Raw genomic sequence first — 23,995 nt, 5'->3', positions numbered from 1 at the left:
GTGCGGCTGTACCTAAAACTAGAAAGCTGGAAGGAGAGAGGGAAATGTTCGAACTCGTAGATCATACCCCGCAAAGTGCAGTGATCAAGGTCATTGGCGTAGGCGGAGGCGGCGGCAATGCCGTTAATCACATGGTGCGCAACAACGTTGAAGGCGTGGAATTCATCTGCGCCAACACCGATGCCCAAGCGCTGAAAAAAATCGAAGCGCGGACCGTTCTGCAGTTGGGTTCCGCTATCACCAAGGGCCTTGGTGCAGGCACCAATCCCGACATCGGCCGTCAGGCTGCCATGGACGATCGTGAGCGCATCGCAGAAGTGCTCCAGGGTGCTGATATGGTATTCATCACCACCGGCATGGGTGGTGGTACCGGCACTGGAGCCGCTCCAGTCATCGCCTCGGTTGCTAAGGAAATGGGAATTCTCACGGTTGCAGTCGTGACCCGCCCGTTCCCGTTCGAGGGTCGTCGCCGCATGCAGGTCGCTGACGAAGGGATCCGTCAGTTGTCCGAGTGCGTTGACTCGCTGATCACCATTCCAAACGAAAAGCTGCTCACTATCCTCGGGAAGGACGCCAGCCTGCTGGCCGCATTTGCCAAGGCGGATGACGTGCTCACCGGCGCCGTGCGTGGTATCTCCGACATCATGCAGCGTCCAGGCCTGATGAACGTTGACTTCGCTGACGTCAAGACCGTCATGGGCGAAATGGGCATGGCGATGATGGGTACTGGGTGTGCAACCGGACCGAACCGCGCTCGCGAAGCCACTGAGGCAGCAATCCGCAACCCGCTGCTGGAAGACGTCAACCTGCAGGGCGCTCGCGGAATCCTCGTCAACATCACCGCCGGTCTGGATCTTTCGCTCGGCGAATACGCGGCTGTGGGCGAGATCATCGAAGCATTTGCTTCGGATGAAGCCACCGTCAAGGTAGGTGCTGTAATCGATCCGGACATGCTCGACGAGCTGCACGTCACGGTCGTCGCGACCGGGCTCGGTCCGCGCAACGAGAAGCCGGTCAAAGTTGTTGATAACACCTTGCAGACCGCTGCTGTCGCGTCTCAGGCAGTGCAGGCTCCACGTCAGGATCAGGCTGCAGTGAACTACCGTGATCTGGACCGCCCGACCGTGATGCGCAATCAGGCGCATGCTGCCGCGACCGCGGCGAAGATGAATCCTCAGGAGGACCTGGATTATCTCGACATCCCGGCGTTCCTGCGTCGACAGGCTGATTGAAGAAATGCATCAGGAGTATTGGGGTGATTGGTATTCAGCAAAGTGGGGTTCTGCTATGATCGCCACCTTTGTTGGAAACCATTCGCAACAGCGCACTAGCGAAACCAAGCCATGATCAGACAACGCACCTTGAAGAACATCATTCGCGCCACCGGCGTCGGCCTGCATTCGGGGGAGAAGGTTTACCTTACCCTTAAGCCCGCTCCGGTGGACACAGGAATCGTGTTCTGTCGCACCGATCTCAACCCGCCGGTGCAAATCGCTGCACGGGCCGAGAATGTCGGTGAAACAACCATGTCGACTACGCTGGTCAGCGGTGATGTCAAGGTCGATACGGTTGAGCATTTGCTTTCGGCGATGGCGGGGCTTGGTATAGATAACGCCTATGTCGAGCTTTCCGCGTCGGAAGTACCGATCATGGATGGTAGCGCTGGTCCCTTCGTGTTCCTCATTCAATCGGCCGGCCTGCAGGAGCAGGATGCCCCCAAGAAGTTCATCCGCATCACACGTGAGGTTTCGGTTGAAGATGGCGACAAACGCGCCACCTTCCTACCGTTCGAAGGCTTCAAGGTGAGTTTCGAGATCGATTTCGACCATCCCGTATTCCGCGGACGTACCCAGACCGCGAGCGTGGATTTCTCTAGCACTTCCTTTGTTAAGGAAGTCAGTCGCGCCCGAACGTTTGGTTTCATGCGCGATATCGAGTTCCTCCGCTCGCACAATCTGGCGCTCGGTGGGAGTGTCGAAAACGCGATCGTGGTCGACGAAGACCATGTGCTTAACGAAGACGGCCTGCGCTATGAGGACGAGTTCGTCAAACACAAGATTCTCGATGCTATCGGTGATCTGTACTTGCTGGGTACCAGCTTGATCGGCGAATTTCGCGGCTTTAAATCCGGACATGCATTAAACAACCGTTTGCTACGCACCCTCATGGAACAGAAGGATGCGTGGGAAACGGTGACGTTTAATGATTCCCAGACCGCACCGATCTCATACATGCGTCCGGCAGCTGCCGGCTGAGCAGTACTCTCTTTCCTTATTTGAGGCCACCTTCGGGTGGCTTTTTTTTTTGCGAGCAAAGCGACGTGAAGGCTACGCCTCGCGTGCGGATGCTAGGTCAGTTCATCCCGTCAAGAAGGCCCGCCATGTCATCAGCGTGCTCCTCTTCCTGCGCGAGGATGTCTTCAAAGATTCTCCGTGTGGTCGGATCCTTGTCACCAATGTACTGAACAATTTCTCGGTAGCTATCGATGGCGATGCGCTCGGCCACGAGGTTTTCAAACACCATGTCGCGCAGACCGTTGCCCTCGGCATATTGTGCATGCGCACGCTCGCTGAGGTTGTCGGGATTGAAATCAGGTGCACCACCAAGCTGTACGATGCGTTCAGCCAACCGGTCGGCATGTTCCTGTTCTTCATTGGCGTGCTCGAGAAACTCTTCTGCCGCAACGCTGGATTTCAGCCCTGTCGCCATGTAGTAGTGGCGCTTGTAGCGCAGGTAGCAGACGAGCTCGGTGGCAAGTGCCTCGTTGAGTAGGTTGATGACAGTGTCACGATCGGCCGAATAGCTCTCGGTTACTGCACCGTTTTCGACATGCTGTCGGGCACGGTCTCTCAGCGTTTGTTTGTCACTGAATTGAACGTAGCTCATCACGGTCTCCTGTTTACGAAACGGGCTACACCAATCGCAGCAGTGTAGCCATGCGCTTGATGGCGTTTCATTAGGTTAAGGTGTGATTGATGGGGAGCGGAAAAGTTTAGCCAAGCTCGCCGGTCTCCGAGCCGTCCGGTTCAGCCGGTTCTTCGATAGGAGTGGGTTTGCCTGGGTCCTTGCGCTCGGGTTCCGGTACGGGGCTCGGTGTTCCGTCATCCCGTGGGTCTGGTTCGTGCATTGGTATTCCTTCAGCTGAGCGCTTTAATCAAGTCGTCTTTGCGCATCTTTGATCGCCCTGAAATGTCACGTTCACGTGCTTTCTGCATTAATTCGTCCCGGGTTAGACCCGTAAGCGAGGTGCTGCCAGAGCGATTACTGCGAGCGGCACCTTTATTAGGCGATTCGCCGGAACGAGCTTTCGCGGCACGATGCGCGGAGTCTTTACGGTCGGCACGCTTGGCTGTGTCGCTTTTCTGTTGACCTGACCCGCCCTTACGTTCACCGCCACCGGATTGCTTGTTTACCGTGGCCCAAGCCCGCGCTTCGGCCTCATCCTTCGACTCTCCGCGGTCTTCATAACTCTCTTCGATATGCTCAGCTTTACGCTGTTGTTTGGCGGTGTACTTGGATTTTTCACCTCTAGGCATGGTTGGCCCCTCTTGCCAAATGACGTTTGGGGCTTGTAGGGCTGATTCAGCGGCTCTAAAGCACCTCGTGTTCTGTTTGGGCCTCAGGGACGGCTTTGAGTTTCAGTCGTGTTAGCATTGCCCGCTGTTTTTTGGCTCTATGGAATGTCGGTCTCGCCGAGTTAATGACACTGATTTGTCAAAGCGACACGCGCAGGCCGGAGCCGCTACAAAACCTCCGCTTCACGGGGACGGAACAAAATTCGTTTACGCTGTCTGAACAAAGCACGGGCCTCGCTATCTCGGTGGTTCTAGCGCAACGGGCGTGTATCGAATCGGTTTGAATATCCATGCTTGCCGTAAACGGTGAGCTTTGAATGAGGCGATACCAGATGCGAATTCTTGTATGCGGAGCCGGTGGCCAGGTCGGCCATGAATTGGTAGACCGTGCCGAACAGTATGGTCTCGAGGCGCTTGGCATGACGCGGGAGCATCTGGACATCACCAACGCTGACCAGGTCGCGGGTCTCGTCAGCCGGCTTAAGCCTGGACTGATCATCAACGCGGCGGCGTATACGCACGTTGACAATGCTGAGACGCATAGCCAACAGGCATACGCAGTCAACCGTGACGGCGCTGGCACGTTGGCTGAGGCTGCACGCCACGCTGGCATCCCTTTGCTGCACATCTCTACCGACTATGTGTTCTCTGGCGAAGCCCGGGCGCCATATCGCGAAGTCGATTCGGTTGCCCCTACAGGCGTATACGGTGCAAGCAAGCTGGCAGGGGAAGCGGCCATTCAAGATGCGTTAGATGAACATCTGATTTTACGGACCAGCTGGGTATACGGCGCGCACGGCCACAACTTCGTCAAGACAATGCTGCGCCTTGGCCGTCAGCGGGATTCCCTATCGGTAGTTGCGGATCAGTTTGGCTGCCCGACCCAGGCGGGGAGCATCGCCGATGTGCTGCTGCAGCTAGCGCAACGTTATGCGAAGGAGGGCAGTCTTGCCTGGGGGCTCTACCATTACAGTGGTCGGTCGGCCTGTACATGGTTTGATTTTGCGGTGGAGATTTTCCGTCAGGCAGAAGCCAAGGGCATGCTTCTCAGGCAGCCGCAGGTGTCATCGATTAGCACTGCACAGTACCCGACGCCCGCGCGCCGGCCGCAGTGGTCAGTGCTCGATTGCAGCAAATTCGAGAGCGCCTTCGGTATTGGCATCCATGACTGGCACGAGGATCTGTCCGTTGTCCTCGACGCGTTGGCCGACGCTGAGGCTGCCGTCACGGTCTCGGCCGCACAACATTCGCAGGTCTAATCCGCGGCCACAGGCGGCCGCCTCCATGTGGTTGGGCAGCCAGACTGGATGATTTGCTCTACCACTTCCGAGTATTCTCGCGGCCTTTTGCGGGGCGACATGAAGTCGTGCCGATTGTTGGAGAAGCCGCGTGGCGGTGTTTCAGGCAATCCTGCCGATTTTCGGCTTAATCATGCTTGGCTATCTGCTGGGCTGGCGACGATGGCTGGCGGGTGAAGCGGCGACCGGGCTCGCGACCATCACGTTTAAATTGTTCATGCCGGCGGTCCTGTTTGTGGGCATTGCTCGCGCGCAGCTAAGCGACGGCATGTCACCGATGCTGCTGCTGGCGTATTTTGGACCGGTACTTACGATTTTCGTACTGGTAGGGCTGATTGCCCATCGCTTGCTCGGGCGAGCTTCCCCTCTCGGCCTTACGGCGGCTTACTCAAACAACGTACTGGTTGGAATACCCCTGGTGACGACATTGCTCGGTCAGGCAAGCCTGGTTTATGTCTTTGCCATTCTGGTATTTCACAGTTTGATTCTTTTCTCGCTGCAGAGCTTTTATAGCGCGCTCGGCTCGGCGCAGAAAGTCAGCGGTGTAGCGCTGTTGAAAAATCTGGCCAATCCGCTGATCGTGGGTCTTACGCTTGGCGCGCTGCTCAATGTGTCGGGCTTGAACCTGCCGCAGCCAATATGGCGGATCGCTGACTGGCTTGCCCAGGCCGCTTTGCCTTGCGCGCTCATGGTCTTGGGCGTCAGCCTCTCGCGTTATCGGTTACGTCCAAGCGCTGCGGCGCTGGGGCTAACACTCATAAAAATGGGCTTATTCCCGTTGCTGGTGTGGTACGTCGCAGGCTTGCTTCCCACGCTCAGCCACGAAGCGCGTAGCGTACTGGTGCTATTGGCAGCCTGCCCGAGCGGCGTTAACGTGCTGGCGTTCGTGACCCATCAGGACGATACCCGGGCGGTCAGCTCGACGGTATTTCTTTCCACGCTGCTTGCCGCGATCAGCCTGCCGCTCTGGATGCTGGTGTTGTCGATGTAACGTGCGAGTGATCGACCGTCAGGAACGACCGCCGCGGCGGTCGGCATGGGCGTGAGGCGCCATGATGTCCTCGAGGCGAAGGCCGGTTAGGCCATGTATGGTGCGCCAGAGATAATAGAAAATGGCCATCATCATCACCATGCTCGGAATGGCGATCATGGGGTAGCTCAGCAACGTCATGCGGCCCAGCTCGGCGTTGAATGCTTCGCTACCGGCGGGGCTGTTGACGATCCACTTGGCCAATACGTAGTTCATGAACGATGAGAAGAAAAACGTTCCGCTTAGGAAATAGGTCGCACGCAGCAGTCGCGTCTCGAAGTGGGCCGTCTGCCCGTTGCGTTCCAGCTGCTCGTGGACTTTTTCGACGTTGATCACTTTTGGGTTGTACAACAGCGTGCGGATCAGCGGAAAGCGGGTGCGCGTGGAGGCTAGAACAGCAATACCGATTATCCCGGGTATGGCGGCTTCCTTGATTGCCAACCACTGCGGATCGAGTTGCAGCAGTCCTATGCCGCCAGTCAGCAGCACGCTGATCAGCCCTAGCAGTGCGATCCAGTTGAATTTGCGGTATTTTGCCAGTTCAAATAATCCCCACCCGAGCGGAAATGCCAACGCCAGCAACAGCGCGCCGTCGGCACCGAGCCGGTCATCGCCGCTGAGCTTCATCAGAATTACCGACGGGATCAGAATGCTGATGGCCAGGTCCATTAACGGCCGTGGCTTATGCTCGGACGGCTGGTTGGAGCGTGGTTGGTTGGTACGGGTATCGGTCATCTGATTCGTTCATCTCGGAAGAAGGCGAATGATCGCCCGAGCGCGCCTGTATAGCCAGAGCGTAATGAGGGTGTTCGGTCACAACAGGTTACTGTCCGGCTGCGGTTCTACGTCTTTTTTCCGACCATTGCGCCGTTTCAAATACCGCCACCACTAGAATTGCCAGCGCGAATGGCAACAACAGATAGAAGGCCCGAAATACGATCAGTGCGGCGAGCACGTCGGCAGTGGCCAGCTCCGGAAGGGCGGCAATGAAGGTGACCTCCAGTACGCCGAGGCCCCCCGGCGCGTGGGATAGCAGCGCCAGCGAAAAGGAGGCGAGAAACACGCCAAGTACGACCAGGTAGCCAGGGTTCTGTGCTTCCGGCAGGGCAAAATAAATGATTGCCGCCGCACAGGCGAGCTCCAGCGGCGCGGCGATGAGCTGCCTGCCCACGATCGGCAGTCGCGGATAAGCGATGCGCCATTTGCCGACATGCATCGGCGCAAAATGCCGCCAGGCGCCAATCACATAAAGGCCGACAAGACACAGCAAGGAGCTACCGATAGCGGTCGACAGCCACGGCTCGGCGTCGATGAGTCTGTTCAGCAACTCAGGCCGCAGGATCAGCACGGCTCCGCCCGCCAGAAGCGTGCCTAGAAAAAAGGTCAGGGAGCAGAACACGATCAGAACGCCGATCTCGTGGGGCGTAAGCCCTTTGCTGCGGTACGCTCGATAGCGCACAACGGCGCCGGAAAACACCGACGCGCCCACGTTGTGCGCGAGCGCATACGTGGTAAACGAGCAGAGCGTGATGAACCACCACGAGATGCTTTTCCCCAGATGTGCGATGGCGATACGGTCATACCACGCCAAGGCGCTATACGCGCCGAGTGTTGCCAGGCCTGCCAGCAACCAGTTGCGATTGCTGATGGCCTCGAGGCTGTCGGTGAGTTCGGCCAGCGAAAGATTTCGAATCTCTTGATAGAGCAGGTAGCCGGATAGCAGTACCGCCGTGATGCCGACAAGGGTCCAGGCGACATCGCTCCTCTTCATCATTGCGTTGGCTCCTTGGCGACGGCTCATGCCTCGAAGCAAGGTTCGGACAATGGGTGATGCGTACGTCGCGGAATAAATCGGCCGGTCTTTTATCGGCAGCGAACCGGGCGTTTTGTTCATTTTGCATAAGCGGGCGGGTGGATGGCGGCACCAGACTCGCTAAAGGTAGTCCATTGAAAGGGCCAATCTACTGGGAGGTGCTTATGCCGGATATTCCTCGCGATCATCAGGTGGAGAGCTCGCTTTCGTTGCTCGGAGAAGGCTATTCATTCATCCCAAGCCGATGCCAGCGGCTTGAATCAGATATTTTTCAGGTCCGTCTGTTGATGCAGAACACTATTTGCATGAGCGGCGAGGAAACCGCGAAGCTGTTTTATGACGATAAGCTCTTCCAGCGTCAGCACGCTGCGCCGCGCATGCTGCAGAAAACGCTGTTTGGACAAGGTGGGGTCCAAGGGCTGGATGACGAGGCTCATCGCCACCGTAAGCAGTTATTCCTGTCGTTGCTGACGGACGATGCGGTGGCGGAGTTGGTGCGGTTGACCGAGGCAAACTGGCAGTCCGCTATCGAAACGTGGCAACGTTCCGACCGTGTCGTGCTAATGCCAGAGGTACAGACAATTCTCACGCGCTCTGTCTGTGAGTGGGCCGGCGTGCCGCTAGCCAATGAGGAGCTGACACAGCGTCGTGACCAACTGGCGGCCATGATCGATGGGGCGGGTGGCGTAGGTGCGCGCCACTGGCACGCTCGGAAGGCCCGCAAGGAAGCGGAAAGCTGGATGATCGAGCTAATCAGTCAGGTACGCACCGGAGTGCTACCGGTAGAAGAGAACCGGCCGCTGGCAGTGGTTGCTCGGCACGTGGAGCTTGACGGTGCGCTCCTAAAGGAAGAAGTGGCTGCCGTAGAAATGCTCAACCTGCTGCGGCCGACGGTTGCCGTGTCACGTTTCGTCATCTATGCCGCGTTGGAGTTGCTGGCCCATCCGCATTGGCATCAAACGCTGCAGCACGACGATGCGGCGCTGGAACATTTTGCCCAAGAAGTTCGTCGGCTCCATGCGTTTTTTCCCTTTACTGCGGCGCGGGTACGAAAGGATTTTGAATGGAAGGGGTACCGCTTTCCCGAAGGCACTCGGGTATTGCTCGATCTCTACGGCACTAACCGAGACGCGAGACTCTGGGCACAACCGGAGAGGTTTCGCCCGGAACGGTTTGCCAGCTGGGACGGCGGCGCCTTCAACTTCATTACACAGGGCGGTGGCGATGCAGCGACAGGCCACCGTTGCCCAGGGGAGCCGCTGGCCATCGGGCTATTGGTCGCAGCCCTGCGCATGCTGACCCGTGAAATGAGCTACGCGGTGCCAGCGCAGGATTTGCACATGGATGCGTCGCGAATGCCAGCGCAGCCGGAAAGCCTGTTTATCATCAGCGACGTGAAAGCCGTGCCGCCGGCCCCGTAGCGAATTACCGATGCTCCGCTGCAGCCCTGATAGCGACCCAATGCTCGATCAGCTCACGGAGCTGTGACATTTCAACAGGCTTGGCCATGTGGCCATCCATTCCGGCCTCACGGGCGCGTTCACGGTGCTCGCTGAGTATGTGCGCAGTCAGGGCGACCACGGGCGTCCGGGCGCGACCCTCGGCAGCCTCCCAGTCACGCAAGCGCGCCGTGGCTTCGAAGCCATCCATGACGGGCATTTCGCAATCCATCAATACCAGATCGTAAGGGTGCGCTTTGATCAAGGCGAGGGCCTCTTCGCCGTTGCTGGCCGTATCCGGTTTCAGGTTGAGTTTGTTCAACATGCCACGGATGACTTTGGTGGAGATACTGTTGTCCTCCGCCACCAAGATGCGGAAATCGTCAGGTACTGCAAACGGCGTGCTGGCATGAGTCGCCGCGGAGTGAAAGGTCGCACTGGTGCGGCGGGCGAGTTCATCAGCCAGTGTGGTTTTCAGGGTGTAGCCTGCGACAGGCTTGGCCAGGATGCGCTTTATCCCGGCATTACGCGCAATGATCTTGCTGGGTGCGCTGCTCATGCCGGTCAGCATGATCAATAAAATGTCATGGTTAAGGCTGAAGTCTTCCTTGATCCGGGTGGCCAGCTGCATACCTGTCATGCCAGGCATGTCCTGATCCAGCAGGACGACATCAAAATATTCGTGCAGATGCGCCTTTGTGCGCAGCAATGCCAGCGCCTCTTTGCCAGAGGCGACCGCACTGACCTCCAGCCCCCAAGTGCTGCACTGCTGGCTGAGGACTTTGCGGCAGGTATCGTTGTCATCCACGATCAATAGCCGCGCGCCTTTCAGCTGGATGTCGAGGTCACTCCCAGCGTGCTCGGAAAGTTCAGCATTCAAGGGCAGGCTTATCCATATGGTGTTGCCGGCGATGCCGCTGATCTGGATACCGAACTCGCCATCCATGAGGTGAACAAGCTGCCTGGCAATGATGAGGCCGAGGCGCCCCCCGTGTCGGGTGGCAGATAGAAAATCTCTGCTATCGAGTGCGGAATTGAGTAGGGCATCGCGCTCCTGCGCTTCCAGCGGTCGCCCGCTGTCCTGAACGGTAATTCGCAGCCTCGGTTGGCCGTCTCGATCGTCTACCGCGGCGATCAACAGCACCTCGCCTTCTTCCGTCTGCTTGAAGGCGTTTTCGAGCAAGTTCAGTAACGCCTGGCGCAGGCGGGTCGGGTCGCCTGCGACAACGTGTGGCATCTGAGGCTGGACAAAGCTGATTAGCTCGACCTTCTGCTGTTCGGCTTTGGCGCGGAAAATGCTGAGGCAATCCTCGATCAATGCATTGAGATCAAATTGCACATCGTCGAGCTCTATCTGCCCGGATTCCAACTTGGAAATGTCCAGAATCTCATTGATGAGGTTGAGCAGCTCGTTGCCGGAACTGTGGATCGTCTGGACGTAATCGCGCTGCTTTGCCGACAGGGAGGTGCTGAGCAGGAGCTCACTCATGCCCAGCACACCGTTCATGGGCGTCCTTATCTCGTGACTGATCTTCGCCAGAAAATCTGCCTTGGTACGCAGCTCGGCACTGGTAACGGCCTCAGCAGTATGCTGGTTCCGGCTGTCCGATTGGATCTGCCGCTGCCGCTCGAGAAGGGCAAAGCTGAGGATAAGGCCGGCGCATGTGGCCACGCTGAACACAATGCCGGTTAGCCAGTCGGGATCGAACTGATCGAAGCCCAGCAAGATGGGCAGGACGAAGACGAAGCCCGCATCGAACAACAGCATGCCGGTAACAAGCAGGCGGGCCGGATCGTAGTGTTGACGCCAATGATGTATCGCCACTGCGGTTACGCTGGCAGCAGTGGTCAGCACCATCGCGTAAACCAGCCAGCTGAACCAGAGCAGGCCGGTGAGCAGAATGGTGGTGGCCAGTACGCTGACCACCGCGGCCTGCAGCGCGAGCAACCAGGATATCCAACGTATTCTTCGGTGATGAAAGAAGCCAAAGGCGAAGGCGAGCAAACAGAGACAAGTCAGCAGCGCAGCCATATCGGCAACCAGTGGCTGGCTGTAGATCAGTTTCGGTGACCAGACCGCCAGCAGGCCAAGGTTTGCCACGGCACAAGCCAGTAACGCGCCGTGCATGAGGGCGAGCCAAACATGGGTGTAACTGAGCGTATAGGCGAAGCGCAGCAGGTTGTAGATCATCAGCAGCGCCAAGGCCCCGAACAGCGCCCCGAACAGATAGGCCGGTCGGGCCTGTTCAACGAGCCCCACCTCATCGACCGTGTAGAACCACGCCATGATTGGATGGGACGATTGCAGGCGGATGTAGGCTTCGCGCGGTGCGCCATCGTTGGGCAGGGAGAACAGGTACGCGCGGGCAGGCAGAGGGCGGGACTCGAGCGGTCTCAGCTCCCCGGTCTCAATATGGCGTTCGACCTGTCCGTCCCGCAGCAGGTAGAAGTCGACGTATTGCACACGAGGTGCAAACAGCCACAGCCAGTTCGGTTGCGTGTACGCCGGCACACTTACTTGCAACCAGACGGCATGGTCGCTCGCTGGGGCGGCGTACGAGCGTTTATCGATGCGCTGGAACAGGCTGCGCTGGTCCAGAATTTCAGCGAGCGTCAGCAGGCCTGACTGGTCATCCAGCAAGCGCCAGTTTGGCTCGGTTATCGTTGTTGCATCTGGTGTCGTGGACGAGCTGGCGGGTTCCGCTGTCGCGGCGAAGGAAGGCAAGGCGGTGAAAGCAGCCAGCAAAAGACTGAAGGCAAAAGCAATGGCGACACTGAATCGACGCACGATTGGAGTCCCTTCATCTATGTGACGGCGGATTATAGCCATCGCAGTGAAACCCTGTAATGCACGCAGCGGAAAGATAAGGCCTACCGTTGCACACATTACAGTGATCTGCTTCAGCTTTCGCCTTGCTCTCGGGCAATCGCTCGATAACCGATGTCGTGGCGGTAGAAATGCTCGTGCCATTCGATGCGGGCCGCCAATGCATAGGCATTCTGCTGAGCGTCGGATACCGTTTCGCCCATCGCCGTCGCACAGAGCACTCGGCCCCCCGCGGTGATCACTGTCCCGTCTCGTAAGGCAGTACCGGCATGGAAGACCTTGCCTTCCAGTTTGGCGGCTGCGTCCAGGCCGCTGATCTCGGCGCCTTTACCGTAGTCACCGGGATAACCGCCTGCCGCGAGTACCACGCCGAGGCTCGGTCGCGGATCCCATTGCGCTTCGATCTTGTCTAGCGCCTTGGCCAGCGCCGCCTCAACCAACAGAACCAAACTGGATTGCAAACGCAGCATGATCGGCTGGGTTTCGGGGTCCCCAAAGCGGCAGTTGAACTCAATCACTTTCGGTGCGCCGCTGCGGTCGATCATCAATCCGGCATAGAGGAACCCTGTATAAACGTTGCCCTCAGCCGCCATGCCCTTGACGGTTGGCCAGATCACTTCGTCCATGACCCGCTGGTGAACCTCGGCGGTGACGACGGGTGCCGGAGAATAGGCGCCCATGCCGCCCGTGTTCGGTCCGGTGTCACCATCGCCAACGCGCTTATGATCCTGGCTGGTCGCCATCGGCAAAACGTTCGCGCCGTCGACCATGACGATGAAGCTGGCTTCTTCTCCTTCCAGAAACTCTTCGATCACCACCCGCGCACCCGCATCGCCAAACGCATTGCCAGAGAGCATGTCGCGTACCGCATCCTCGGCTTCGGCTTGGGTCAGCGCAACGATCACGCCCTTGCCGGCTGCCAGACCGTCGGCCTTGATTACGATCGGCGCGCCTTTCTGACGGAGATATTCCAGCGCCGGCTCGACTTCGGTGAAGTTCTGGTAGTCGGCCGTAGGGATGCTGTGACGGGCAAGGAAGTCTTTGGTGAAAGCCTTGGAGCCTTCAAGCTGTGCTGCCGCGGCCGTGGGGCCGAAGCAATCAAGGCCGCGAGCACGGAACAGGTCAACGACGCCTTGGACCAGAGGTGCTTCGGGGCCAACGATGGTTAGTTGTACATTCTGTTCGGCAAAATCGGCCAGTTGCTCGATGGCGGAAACGTCGATGTCAACATTTTCGCATTTGGCTTCGGTCGCGGTGCCTGCATTACCAGGGGCCACGAAAACTCTGTCGACGCGCGGGTCCTGCGCGACTTTCCAGGCTAGGGCGTGCTCACGGCCGCCGCTGCCGATGATCAATATGTTCATTGCTGCTGTCTCCTTCAGGAGGCGGGGCTTGCGCCCGAACGGTGGATAAGCACCGCGTCATCCACCTTGCGAAATGTTGAGGTCGCTGTCGCGCCGGTCTATACAGCACGCCGCCGCATCGCCCTTCGAGCTTGCCCATGGGCAACGTCCATGGGAGTGGTGCGGGGCGATAGCGCAGAGGGGTGCCGACGTGCGCCGCTGTCAGTGCCGGAAGTGGCGCATGCCGGTGAACACCATGGCAATGCCCGCTTCGTCTGCTGCCGCAATCACCTCGGCATCGCGCATTGAGCCTCCGGGTTGAATCACCGCAGTGATGCCGGCTTTGGCCGCGTTGTCGATACCGTCGCGGAAGGGGAAGAACGCATCGCTGGCCATTACCGCGCCTGGAACCGGCAATCCCGCGTGCTCAGCCTTGATCGCGGCGATACGGGCGGAATTGACGCGGCTCATCTGGCCGGCGCCAACACCGACCGTTTGACGATTTTTGGCGTAAACAATGGCGTTGGATTTAACGAACTTGGCTACCTTCCACGCAAAGATCAGGTCATGAATCTCCTGCTCCGTTGGCGCCCGCTGGGTAACCACCTTGAGGTCGGCTTCATTGATCATGCCGATGTCGCGACTCTGGACAAGCAGGCCGCCATTGACACGCTTGAAATCCCATCCCGGTGCGCGATCAGCTGGCCATTGCCCGCACTCGAGCAAGCGCACATTGGCCTTGGTGGCTACCACGTCGCGGGCTTCCGCCGAAATGCTGGGTGCAATGATCACTTCGACGAACTGACGCTCGACGATCGCTTTTGCCGTCTCGCCGTCGAGTTCACGGTTAAAGGCAATGATGCCGCCGAACGCCGACTCGCTATCTGTGGCGTAGGCCAACTCGTAAGCCTGGCGAATCCCGCCTTCATCTTCCGGGACCACCGCGACGCCGCAGGGATTGGCGTGCTTGACGATGACGCAGGCCGGCTTGACGAAGCTTTTTACACACTCAAGCGCAGCGTCTGTATCGGCCACATTGTTGAAGGACAATTCCTTGCCCTGCAATTGGCGAGCAGTGGCGACGCACGCTTCATCGGCGGTTTCCACGTAGAACGCCGCGATCTGATGTGGGTTTTCACCGTAGCGCATGTCTTGCGCCTTGACGAACTGAGTGGTGAAGGTGCGTGGCAGCAGGCTGCGGCCGTCGGTGGAGAGGGTTTCGGCGCTTTGGTCGACCGTGCCCAGGTAGTTGGCGATCATGCCGTCATAGGAGGCGGTGTGCTCGAAGGCCTTGAGCGCGAGGTCGAACCGCTGGGCGTAGGTCAGGCCGCCGTTCCGCAGGTTCTCGATGACGTCGGCGTAGTCGTCCGCATTGACCACGATGGCGACATCCTTGTGGTTCTTGGCGGCGCTGCGGACCATGGTCGGCCCGCCAATATCGATGTTCTCGATAGCGTCCGGCAGCGTGCAGCCAGGCTTGGCCACCGTCGCGGCGAAGGGGTATAGATTGACCGCGACCAGGTCGATCGGGTTGATCCCGTGTTCTGCCATGACCGCGCCGTCCCGATCGCGGCGGCCGAGAATGCCCCCGTGTATCTTCGGATGCAGCGTCTTGACCCGACCATCCATCATTTCCGGAAAGCCGGTGTAGTCGGCGACTTCGACCGCTGCAATGTCATTCTCACGCAGCAGCTTGAACGTGCCACCGGTGGACAGGATCTCGACGCCGATGGCAGCGAGCTCGCGGGCGAATTCAACGACGCCGGTCTTGTCGGACACGCTGATGAGCGCACGGCGGGCGGGGAGGCGGGTGCTTTGGTCGGTCATAGACATTTCCTAGGAGCTACAGGCTGCAAACGGGCCCCAGGCGGAACGGCTTGCTACCGTTCCCTCGGAGCATGCCGCTGTGTCAGAGAAGATCGTACTGTTTGAGTTTCTTGCGCAGGGTTCCGCGGTTCAGGCCCAGCAGCTCTGAGGCTTTGGTCTGGTTACCCTTGACGTAGTTCATCACGGTTTCGAGCAGCGGCGCCTCTACTTCGGAAAGCACCAGGTTGTAAACGTCCGTGACGTCGGCGCCTTCCAGGTGCGCGAAATAGTTGTGCAATGCCTTTTCCACACTGCCACGCAGGGTTTGGCCCGCTTCGCTCGGTGTGTTCAGGTGTTGCTTGAGGTTCACGTTGTCGCTCACGGAGGCTATTCCAGTTACCAGTGTTTCGTTCAACAGCGTCATGCAGCCACCCCTTTTCCATCCCCTGAATCAGGGCCGTTTCGGCGTTCGGCCAGAAATGCCCGAACACTGGCGCATTGCGCGTCCCTGTCTTCCAAACCATTGAACCGGGCGCGGTATTCGCGCGCGCCGGGCAGTGTTGTGAGATACCAACTGACATGTTTGCGCGCGATTCGCACGCCCATCACGTCGCCGTAGAACGCGTGAAGTGCTTTCAGGTGCTCTAGCAGGATGCCTTCGATCTCGTTCAAGTCTGGTGGTGGCAACAGCTCACCGGTCTCCAGAAAGTGATTGATCTCTCTAAAAATCCAAGGCCTACCCTGAGCCGCTCGCCCGATTAGCAGCGCATCGGCACCGGTGGCGTTCAGCACATCGCGCGCCTTCAACGGTGTATCGATATCCCCATTGGCAAATACCGGAATCGACACAGCCTGCTTGATTGCCGCGATGGTGTCGTACTCGGCGTCGCCCGTATAAAGGTCGGCACGCGTACGGCCATGTACGGCCAGAGCTGCGATTCCGGATTGTTCGGCGATCTTTGCCACCGTCAGTCCGTTTTTGTTTTGCCTGTCCCAGCCGGTGCGAATCTTCAAGGTCACCGGGACTTCTACCGCTCCCACAACGGCCTCCAGGATTTGCGAGACCAGTAACTCGTCTTTCATCAGCGCCGAACCGGCCGCCTTATTACAGACCTTCTTTGCCGGACAACCCATGTTGATATCAATGATCTGGGCACCCAGCTCGACGTTGCGAACCGCCGCTTCGGCCAGCATCTGAGGGTCGCCGCCTGCAATCTGAACGGCGCGCGGCTCCGGATCTCCTTCATGCAGCAGGCGCAGACGCGATTTGCGGCTGTTCCAAAGGCGTACATCGCTGGTCACCATCTCCGAGACCACCAGGCCAGCCCCCAGGCGCCGACATAACTGACGGAACGGCTGATCTGTCACGCCAGCCATAGGCGCGAGAATCAATCGATTCGAAAGAAGATAAGGGCCGATGCGTACCGCTGACATGAAGATTCCCTGCTTGGAGCCTGCTTGTTAGGTCGATCGGGATAGCAAAAAAGGGTGTGCATAATACCCGCTCCGGATGACGGGTTAAAGGCTGTTTTGAACAAAATCTGAACAGCCTGAAGCTTATAACCCGGATCGAGATTGGTACGTTGAAGCGACGGGCGGCGCCCTGTCACGAAGCCATAGGGCGCTGGGTCGGCAGTAGGGCGTTATTCCGGCGAGCGGAAGCTCAGGCTGTAATTAACGGCCTGGGCGCCTGGATCGAGGATGTCGAGTGCGATGTGGATTGGAATCTGTGACGGCATCTCTCGCTGGCCAGCCAATTCACCCGACAGGTACTCGCCAGGCTTGAACGTGCGCCTCGCGAGGGTCTGTCCGTTGAGGTCGGCGAAGCGAATCTCCAGCAGTGGGAATGGCTGGGCGAATGAGGCGCGGTTGTAGATGATCGCGTCGACCACCAATGCTCCAGCGAAGTCAGGATGGCTGCGCACGACCAGGTTACTGCTTTTGATCTGGCTGATATCGACCCGGGCGGGCAGCGTGCAACCGACAGCCGGGCAGATTCGCTCTAGCCAGGGGCGGTATTCATCCTGCCGGGCCAGGTCGTCGAAGTTGTACGCGACATACTGCCCTGCAAGGGCGAGCAGTGCGATTACATTCAGAAGGCCCCAGCCTAACCAGCGACCCCAGGGTCGACGACGCGCTTCCCAGTCGAGCTGCAACGGTTCATCGTCAAGCTCGAACAAGGGGGCCTCGCGCTCCCTGTGATCCGCAGCTAAAGAGGTTCCGCCATTGAGGGAGTCATCCAGCATGCTGGCGCGTGGCAGCTCGTCGTTGGGTTCGTTGGGTTCGATGAGGCGGTCGAACACGGGCTCTACGCGATCCGTTGACTCGAGCCGCTCGGTGAATGGGCCTCGCGGGCTCGCCAATGGGCTTGGTGGGGCTGGGCGTTCATCGGTGACAGGGGTGAACTGTAGGTCTGTCGCGTCAGGCGATGGCTCGACGATGGGTGTGGGTTGTTGCAGCGGGACGGGTATTACAGGCGTATCCGATTCCGCGCGAAGCAACTGCTCGGCCCAAACCTCGTCATCGTCCGTCGATTCGTCGTCCAGGCGTGGGTGATGGTTGTTGCGCGGGGGCGGTGTCAGCTCCAGAAACTCGCGTGACAGCTCCAACTCCTGTCGTTCAAGTTTCGCCAGCTCTTCGTCCAAGTCGAGACTATCCAGATCCAGATCGTCGTGGATCCACAAGGTGCTGTCTTTAGCGGTAGGTATTGCCGAGGGCGCCGTCCGGGCCTGCGCCGGTGCAGCGGGGGAGGGGGGCACGGCTGCGGTTGGACGCGGCGCAGCGTCACTGAGATCATCCTCCCCTTGTAGGTAACGTGCCGCATTGAACAGCTCCATGCACGCACCGCACCGCACCACGCCATGCGCGGCAGCAAGCTGGGTGCGGCTGACGCGAAAGGCGGTTTGGCAATGTGGGCACTCGGTGACGAAGCTGGTCATGCGTTGATCCGGCGCAAATGCCGGTAGTCTAGCGCAAGCGTGCCGATGAGCGGCAGTGGCGACTTCCGGCGCGGTATTCCGGGCACGTGGCCTCGCGCCTGGATCAACGCTTGCGGATACCGGTGATTCGTACCCATCCGTCCTTCTCCGCGGTGGGGTCGAGGTCGAACTGCTGCGAGTAGGCTGCCCGCACGTCGTCGGCCTGCTCGGCCAGAATTCCGGACAGGGCCAGGCGACCGCCCAGTTTGACCCGCTCAATGATCTGCGGCGCCAGTGCCACCAGCGGGCCGGCGAGAATGTTGGCCACTACCACATCGAACTGGTCCGCCGGCAACGCTTCTGGTAGATACAGCGGCAAGCACGCCGGATCGATGCCGTTGCGCCCAGCATTGTCGCGAGAGGCTTCCAAGGCTTGGACGTCGATATCGGTGCCTACGGCTTGTTTGGCTCCTAAGAGCAACGCGGCGATAGCGAGAATGCCAGAGCCGCATCCAAAATCCAGTACCTGCAGACCGCTCAGCGGCTGCGCATCCAGCCATTCCAGGCACAACGCGGTGGTGGGGTGGGTGCCGGTGCCGAATGCCAACCCGGGGTCGAGCAACAGATTGACCGCGTCCGGCTCGGGTGCGGCATGCCAACTGGGGACAATCCACAGTCGACGGCCAAAACGCATCGGATGGAAATTGTCCATCCAACTGCGCTCCCAGTCCTGATCTTCGATGCGCTCCAGCTGATAGGCGGGCAAATCGCCGCGGACCAAAAGCTGTAGGTGAGCAAGCAGGTTGGTTTCGTCGACGTCGCCTTCGAACAGCGCCAGCAGATGGGTGTTCGTCCACAAGGGTGTCGTTCCCAAATCGGGCTCGAATATCGGCTGGTCCTCGGCATCCATGAACGTGACCGAAACCGCCCCCACGCCTAACAACGCATCTTCAAGGGACTGCGCCTGTTCAGGAGATATGGCGAGACGAAGTTGTAACCAGGACATGAATGCCTCTTGAAAGTCGACGACCAGTAAGGGAGCCAAGCTTACTGCCCGGTGGCGCTGGCTTCCATCATCGGCGGGATCCGGAAATGAAAAGGGCTGCCATGGGCAGCCCTTTTTGTTTTCGCGTTGGATCAGTGCTTGTCCATACCCAGTTTCTTTTCGAGGTAATGGATGTTCACGCCACCTTTGCAGAAGCCTTCGTCACGGACCAGGTCCCTGTGCAGCGGGATATTGGTTTTGATGCCGTCTACGACGATTTCATCAAGCGCATTGCGCATGCGCACCATGGCCTCTTCGCGAGTGGCGCCGTAAGTGATCAGCTTCCCGATCAGCGAGTCGTAGTTCGGCGGAACCGAGTACCCGCTGTACAGGTGGGAGTCGACCCGTACGCCATTACCACCCGGGGCATGGAAGTGCTTGACCTTGCCCGGGCTGGGCAAAAAGTTCGACGGATCTTCCGCGTTGATCCGGCATTCCAGCGAATGACCCCGAATGACCACATCTTCCTGTTTGATCGAAAGCTTGTTGCCGGCGGCGATGCTGAGCATTTCCTTGACGATATCCACGCCAGTGACCATTTCGGTTACTGGGTGCTCGACCTGAACGCGCGTGTTCATTTCAATAAAGTAGAAATGGCCGTCTTCGTACAGGAACTCGAAGGTGCCGGCACCACGGTAGCCGATCTCGACACAGGCATCGGTGCAGCGCTTGAGTACTTCGTCGCGAGCCTTTTGGTCGATAAAAGGCGCAGGGGCCTCTTCCAGTACTTTCTGGTGACGGCGTTGCAGCGAGCAGTCCCGGTCCCCCAGATGGATCGCGTTGCCCTGGCCGTCGGAGAGTACCTGGACTTCCACGTGGCGTGGGTTGCCGAGGAACTTCTCCAGGTAGACCATCGGGTTGCCGAAAGCAGCGCCAGCCTCGGTGCGGGTCAGTTTGGCCGACTTGATCAAGTCTTCTTCGTGATGAACCACGCGCATGCCACGACCGCCGCCACCACCAGCCGCCTTGATGATCACCGGATAACCAACTTCACGGGCGATGCGCAGCGCCTCGGTCTCGTCTTCAGGCAGCGGGCCATCAGAGCCAGGCACAACGGGCACGCCCGCTTTGATCATCGCCTCCTTGGCTGAAACCTTGTCGCCCATCAGGCGAATGGTTTCGGCTTTCGGCCCGACGAAGGCAAAGCCGGAATTCTCGACTTGTTCGGCGAAGTCGGCGTTCTCGGCGAGAAAACCGTAGCCGGGGTGAATGGCCGTTGCGCCGGTCACCTCCGCCGCGGCGATTATCGCCGGGATATGCAGGTAAGAGTGCGTGGCAAGGGCCGGGCCGATGCAGACGGATTCGTCGGCCAGGGCCAGGTGCATCAATTCACGGTCTGCGGTGGAGTGCACCGCGACAGTCTTGATCCCCAGCTCCTTGCAGGCTCGCAAAATCCGCAGGGCGATTTCACCGCGGTTGGCGATTAGTACTTTTTCCAACATCGCTGGTTCTCCGCGGTTCAAACGATGGTGAACAGCGGCTGGTCGTATTCGACCGGCTGACCATTCTCCACCAGGATGGATTCGATGGTGCCGCTGGTTTCGGCCTCGATGTGGTTCATCATCTTCATGGCCTCGACGATGCAGAGGATGTCACCCTTCTTAACGCTCTGCCCAACCTCAACGAAACTGGCCGATTCCGGGGAAGAGGCGCGGTAGAAGGTGCCGACCATCGGCGAGCGTACAACCGTGCCATTAAGCTTCGGTTGAGCAGGCGCTGCATCGGCGGCGGGTGCGGCGGCAGCCGCTGGAGCAGGAGCTGGCATCGGCGGCTGCGCATAATAAGGCTGCTGCATCGCGACTTGTTTGCTGTGGCGGCTGATGCGAACGGATTCTTCACCTTCGTGAATTTCCAGCTCGTCGATACCGGACTCTTCCAGCAGCTCGATCAGTTTCTTGACTTTGCGAATATCCATGAAGCGGTGACTCCCAAGTAAGTTCAAAGGGCATTGCTGCTAGCTTCTTCGAGGTCGGCGCGTCGCGCAGTCCTGTCAGGAAGCAGCGAGTTGTTCCAGGGCGGCCTCCAATGCCAGGCGATAACCGCTGGCGCCAAGGCCGCAGATCACCCCTACCGCGACATCCGAAAAGTAGGAGTGATGGCGGAAAGGTTCACGCTTGTGCACATTCGACAGGTGCACTTCGATGAATGGGATGCTCACAGCCAGCAGCGCGTCACGTAACGCGACGCTGGTGTGCGTGAAAGCGGCGGGATTGATGAGAATGAAATCCACGCCTTCGCTGCGCGCGGCATGGATCCGCTCGATCAATTCGTATTCCGCGTTGGATTGAAGGTGCAACAGATGATGGCCGGCATCACGAGCGCGCTGCTCCAGTTTTTGATTGATCTGTGCCAGCGAGACTGCGCCATAGACACCCGGTTCGCGGGTGCCGAGCAAATTCAGATTCGGGCCGTGCAGGACCAGAAACGTCGCCATGAGTATTCCTTGTTGTTCTATCGTTCAGCGGCCACAAGGTCGCGACCGCCGAAGGGGAAAAACTATGCCCGAAGCGGGGGCTGACTGTCCAGTCATGTCTCGATCGGCGTAAATGCCGACATTATGGCTGGAGATTGCCGCAGAGAAGCGAGCTAGAGGGACGCTTCGGCGCGGTTGAGTCGTTCAGCAAACTGACTGGCATCTATTTCGCCGACGACCCGTACCTCTGCCAGTTCTTTGCCGCTGCGATCAAAGAACAGAATGGCCGGGGGGCCAAACAACTTGTACCGATCGAGCAGCGCGCGCTGCTCCGGATTGCTATCGGTAATATCAAAGCGAATCAGACGGTAGTCAGCCAGGCGTGGTGCAATAGTGGGGTCAGCGAACACTTCGCGTTCGATCACTTTGCAGCTGATGCACCAGTCCGCGTACCAGTCCAACATCAGGGGTTGCTTGGCTGCACGAGCCGTTTCGAGTTGGGCATCCAGATCGGATGGCGTCGACACAGTTGTCCAGCGTTCGGTCTCGCTGGCGATGCCCCCATCGTTAGCTGAGGTCGAGCGGGGCAGCGGACGCAGCGGGTCGGAACCGCCCTGAAGCGCGCCGACCCAGGCAGCCAACGCATAGACCAACAGCGCCAGGCCAGCCAGCTGCGCTAGCTTCTGCTTGGGTGTTTTGTTGTTGAACTCGAGCGCACCGAGAAACAATGCCGTTCCAGCTGCAAGCAAGCCCCACAAGGCGAGCGCTAACGGACCCGGCAAGACACGTTCGAGCATCCATGCCGCCACCGCCAGCAGCAGTACGCCAAAGATGTTTCGCACCGTGACCATCCAGGGTCCGCTCTTCGGTAGCAATGCGCCGCCGCCGATGGCGAAAAGGACGAGTGGGGTGCCCATGCCGAGGCCCAGCGCGAACAGTTTCAGGCCCCCACCCAGCGCGTCGCCGCTGGCGCTGATGTAAAGCAAGGCACCCGCCAGAGGCGCGGAGACGCATGGCGAAACCAACAGGCTGGACACTGTGCCCAGCAATGCCGCACCCGCAAACGAGCCGCCCTTGGCGTTGCCTGCAATGCGCTCAAGGCGGTAGCCCATTGCCTGCGGTAGGCGTAATTCGAACAACCCGAACATCGCCAGGGCGAAGGCGACGAAGAACAGAGCAAAGGGTACGAGGATCCAGGGTGATTGCAGGCGCGCCTGAAGGTTGAGTTCGGCTCCGAACACACCCATCAGCGCGCCCAGCACTGCAAACCCGCCCGCCATGGGTAGGACGTAGGCGAGCGACAGCAGAAAGCTGCGCATGCCACCGATTTGCCCGCGCAATACCACGCCCGACAGGATCGGCAGCATTGGCAGCACGCAAGGAGTAAACGTCAGCCCGAGCCCAGCGAGGAAAAATAGCGCCACCGAGCGCCATGACAGCGAGGCGTCGCCCCCTGTCGCGCTACTGGAGGCGGCGGGTATGGCAGAAAAGGGAGCTGGGGCGTCGCCTATTTCGAACGACTCCGATTCCGGCGGATAGCAGAGGCCCTTGTCAGCACAGCCTTGGTAAGTGACCTGCAGTGTGATTGGCCGGTCGTTGGGGTTTTGTATCGGTAACTCGACGTCGAGTACGCCGTAATAAACTTCGACTTCACCAAAATAGTCGTCAGTTTTCTGCTCCCCTGCCGGTAGTTTCGCTTCCCCTATGACGACCCCGGTCTCGGTAGTTTTGAAGGCGAAGCGATGGCGATAGAGGTAATAACCGTCCGCTGCCACGAAGCGCAGCTTGATCTGCTCAGGCGTCGTATCTATCAGGCTCAAGCGGAAGGCTTCGCGTACCGGAAGAAAATCCGCGCTGTTGTTCAGACCGCCCAGGGTGGCGCTGGGACGGCTATCGAACAGGCCCGCTGCAGCGGGAAGAGCGAACATCAGAACTAGCAGACTCAGCAAACGGCGCATGGTCATCTCACAATGTGCAATCGCGTCATGATACCCAAGGTGGAACAGCATCGCCCGGGCGCAACGTCGCACTGTTACTCGTTTTGCAACCAGATAATGCCGTCGCGCTCGACAACTGGCAGCACTCGTAGGAATTGACCAGCGCAGGGGCCAGCCACGCATTCACCGCTCTCGATCAGAAACAGCGCCCCGTGAGTCGAGCACTGGATCAGGCTTCCACTACTGTCGAGAAACTGTTCCGGCAGCCATTCCAGGGGAATCCCGCGGTGCGGACAGCGATTTTCATAAACGTGCACCGCACCGTCCTTGCGGACGGCGAACAAGCGCTGCCCTTCCACGTCCAGGCCCTTGCTCTTGCCTTCTTCAATGTCGCTTGCCGCGCACAGTCGATTCATCGCTGTCTCCTTTGACCATGACGGATTATCGCCCATGCAACATCGGTTACGGTGGACGGGGCCGATTAAGGCTGGCCGTGCCGTCGGCTGGCTTTTATTCTTCGCAGCGAACTCCGATTGGCGGCACTCCGATGA

22 protein-coding genes are annotated in these 23,995 nt (G+C 59.1%); 5 read left to right on the top strand and 17 right to left on the bottom strand.

Going from position 1 to position 23,995, the window contains the following annotated elements; all coding sequences use genetic code 11:
- Positions 1 to 44 precede the first annotated feature (44 nt).
- Complete coding sequence (gene ftsZ, locus K4O48_RS15550) at positions 45 to 1,232, top strand: cell division protein FtsZ (RefSeq protein WP_222909285.1); 1,188 nt, start codon at positions 45 to 47, stop codon at positions 1,230 to 1,232.
- A 111-nt stretch (positions 1,233 to 1,343) separates the two neighbouring features.
- A complete protein-coding gene (lpxC, locus tag K4O48_RS15545) occupies positions 1,344 to 2,255 on the top strand; it encodes a UDP-3-O-acyl-N-acetylglucosamine deacetylase (protein WP_222909284.1) in 912 nt (303 codons plus the stop codon).
- 97 nt (positions 2,256 to 2,352) lie between these two features.
- Here the strand turns inward: lpxC and K4O48_RS15540 are convergent, their stop codons facing one another.
- From K4O48_RS15540 to K4O48_RS15535, 3 genes are all read right to left on the bottom strand, one after another.
- Positions 2,353 to 2,886: a bacterioferritin gene (locus K4O48_RS15540; protein WP_222909283.1), complete on the bottom strand. Its 534-nt coding sequence runs from the start codon at positions 2,884 to 2,886 to the stop codon at positions 2,353 to 2,355.
- A gap of 106 nt (positions 2,887 to 2,992) precedes the next feature.
- Positions 2,993 to 3,127, bottom strand: a complete 135-nt coding sequence (locus K4O48_RS20535; RefSeq protein ID WP_260523641.1) for a hypothetical protein — start codon at positions 3,125 to 3,127, stop codon at positions 2,993 to 2,995.
- Between the two features lie 10 nt (positions 3,128 to 3,137).
- On the bottom strand, positions 3,138 to 3,536 hold the full coding sequence (locus K4O48_RS15535) for a Rho termination factor N-terminal domain-containing protein (RefSeq protein ID WP_222909282.1): 399 nt from the start codon (positions 3,534 to 3,536) through the stop codon (positions 3,138 to 3,140).
- Between the two features lie 371 nt (positions 3,537 to 3,907).
- Here K4O48_RS15535 and rfbD point away from each other — a divergent pair, with 371 nt between their 5' ends.
- Both rfbD and K4O48_RS15525 read left to right on the top strand, forming a co-directional pair.
- Positions 3,908 to 4,834: a dTDP-4-dehydrorhamnose reductase gene (gene rfbD / locus K4O48_RS15530; RefSeq protein ID WP_222909281.1), complete on the top strand. Its 927-nt coding sequence runs from the start codon at positions 3,908 to 3,910 to the stop codon at positions 4,832 to 4,834.
- 130 nt (positions 4,835 to 4,964) lie between these two features.
- Positions 4,965 to 5,864 carry an AEC family transporter gene (locus K4O48_RS15525; protein WP_222909280.1) on the top strand — a complete coding sequence of 300 codons (900 nt, stop codon included), beginning with the start codon at positions 4,965 to 4,967 and terminating at the stop codon, positions 5,862 to 5,864.
- Positions 5,865 to 5,882: 18 nt separating this feature from the next.
- On the opposite strand, the gene K4O48_RS15520 is transcribed toward K4O48_RS15525, so the two are convergent.
- Both K4O48_RS15520 and K4O48_RS15515 read right to left on the bottom strand, forming a co-directional pair.
- Entirely contained in the window at positions 5,883 to 6,638 is a 756-nt protein-coding gene (locus tag K4O48_RS15520; protein ID WP_222909279.1) for a VC0807 family protein, read from the bottom strand.
- Positions 6,639 to 6,726: 88 nt separating this feature from the next.
- Entirely contained in the window at positions 6,727 to 7,677 is a 951-nt protein-coding gene (locus K4O48_RS15515; RefSeq protein ID WP_222909278.1) for a YbhN family protein, read from the bottom strand.
- Positions 7,678 to 7,880: 203 nt separating this feature from the next.
- Between K4O48_RS15515 and K4O48_RS15510 the strand changes: the two genes are divergently transcribed.
- Positions 7,881 to 9,137, top strand: a complete 1,257-nt coding sequence (locus tag K4O48_RS15510; RefSeq protein WP_222909277.1) for a cytochrome P450 — start codon at positions 7,881 to 7,883, stop codon at positions 9,135 to 9,137.
- A gap of 4 nt (positions 9,138 to 9,141) precedes the next feature.
- Here K4O48_RS15510 and K4O48_RS15505 read toward each other — a convergent pair whose 3' ends face one another.
- The 12 genes from K4O48_RS15505 to K4O48_RS15450 all read right to left on the bottom strand — a co-directional run bounded on the left by K4O48_RS15505 (position 9,142) and on the right by K4O48_RS15450 (position 23,860).
- Positions 9,142 to 11,985, bottom strand: a complete 2,844-nt coding sequence (locus K4O48_RS15505) for a response regulator (protein WP_409518902.1) — start codon at positions 11,983 to 11,985, stop codon at positions 9,142 to 9,144.
- 71 nt (positions 11,986 to 12,056) lie between these two features.
- Positions 12,057 to 13,346 carry a phosphoribosylamine--glycine ligase gene (purD, locus tag K4O48_RS15500; RefSeq protein WP_222909276.1) on the bottom strand — a complete coding sequence of 430 codons (1,290 nt, stop codon included), beginning with the start codon at positions 13,344 to 13,346 and terminating at the stop codon, positions 12,057 to 12,059.
- A gap of 201 nt (positions 13,347 to 13,547) precedes the next feature.
- Complete coding sequence (purH, locus tag K4O48_RS15495) at positions 13,548 to 15,152, bottom strand: bifunctional phosphoribosylaminoimidazolecarboxamide formyltransferase/IMP cyclohydrolase (RefSeq protein WP_222909275.1); 1,605 nt, start codon at positions 15,150 to 15,152, stop codon at positions 13,548 to 13,550.
- An 82-nt stretch (positions 15,153 to 15,234) separates the two neighbouring features.
- Positions 15,235 to 15,555, bottom strand: a complete 321-nt coding sequence (gene fis, locus K4O48_RS15490; RefSeq protein WP_222909274.1) for a DNA-binding transcriptional regulator Fis — start codon at positions 15,553 to 15,555, stop codon at positions 15,235 to 15,237.
- Positions 15,552 to 16,565 carry a tRNA dihydrouridine synthase DusB gene (gene dusB / locus K4O48_RS15485; protein ID WP_222909273.1) on the bottom strand — a complete coding sequence of 338 codons (1,014 nt, stop codon included), beginning with the start codon at positions 16,563 to 16,565 and terminating at the stop codon, positions 15,552 to 15,554. The genes fis and dusB overlap by 4 nt, the downstream gene beginning before the upstream one ends.
- Positions 16,566 to 16,774: 209 nt before the next feature.
- A complete protein-coding gene (locus K4O48_RS15480) occupies positions 16,775 to 18,070 on the bottom strand; it encodes a DUF3426 domain-containing protein (protein WP_222909272.1) in 1,296 nt (431 codons plus the stop codon).
- 103 nt (positions 18,071 to 18,173) lie between these two features.
- Positions 18,174 to 19,055, bottom strand: coding sequence for a 50S ribosomal protein L11 methyltransferase (gene prmA, locus K4O48_RS15475; RefSeq protein WP_222909271.1), 882 nt, complete (start codon positions 19,053 to 19,055; stop codon positions 18,174 to 18,176).
- A 131-nt stretch (positions 19,056 to 19,186) separates the two neighbouring features.
- On the bottom strand, positions 19,187 to 20,536 hold the full coding sequence (gene accC / locus K4O48_RS15470) for an acetyl-CoA carboxylase biotin carboxylase subunit (RefSeq protein WP_222909270.1): 1,350 nt from the start codon (positions 20,534 to 20,536) through the stop codon (positions 19,187 to 19,189).
- A 17-nt stretch (positions 20,537 to 20,553) separates the two neighbouring features.
- Positions 20,554 to 21,009 carry an acetyl-CoA carboxylase biotin carboxyl carrier protein gene (gene accB, locus K4O48_RS15465; protein ID WP_222909269.1) on the bottom strand — a complete coding sequence of 152 codons (456 nt, stop codon included), beginning with the start codon at positions 21,007 to 21,009 and terminating at the stop codon, positions 20,554 to 20,556.
- Positions 21,010 to 21,084: 75 nt separating this feature from the next.
- Positions 21,085 to 21,528 (bottom strand): type II 3-dehydroquinate dehydratase, encoded by a 444-nt coding sequence (gene aroQ / locus K4O48_RS15460; RefSeq protein ID WP_222909268.1) that lies wholly within the window; start codon positions 21,526 to 21,528, stop codon positions 21,085 to 21,087.
- Between the two features lie 152 nt (positions 21,529 to 21,680).
- Positions 21,681 to 23,465, bottom strand: coding sequence for a protein-disulfide reductase DsbD (locus K4O48_RS15455; RefSeq protein ID WP_222909267.1), 1,785 nt, complete (start codon positions 23,463 to 23,465; stop codon positions 21,681 to 21,683).
- Positions 23,466 to 23,539: 74 nt separating this feature from the next.
- Positions 23,540 to 23,860: a Rieske (2Fe-2S) protein gene (locus tag K4O48_RS15450; protein WP_222909266.1), complete on the bottom strand. Its 321-nt coding sequence runs from the start codon at positions 23,858 to 23,860 to the stop codon at positions 23,540 to 23,542.
- Positions 23,861 to 23,995 lie beyond the last annotated feature (135 nt).

The organism is Pseudomonas sp. DNDY-54, from assembly GCF_019880365.1.
Taxonomy (GTDB): Bacteria; Pseudomonadota; Gammaproteobacteria; order Pseudomonadales; family Pseudomonadaceae; genus Stutzerimonas; species Stutzerimonas stutzeri_P.
Note: the sequence above shows the minus strand (reverse complement) of the source record. Positions and strands in the feature narration are given on the sequence as shown.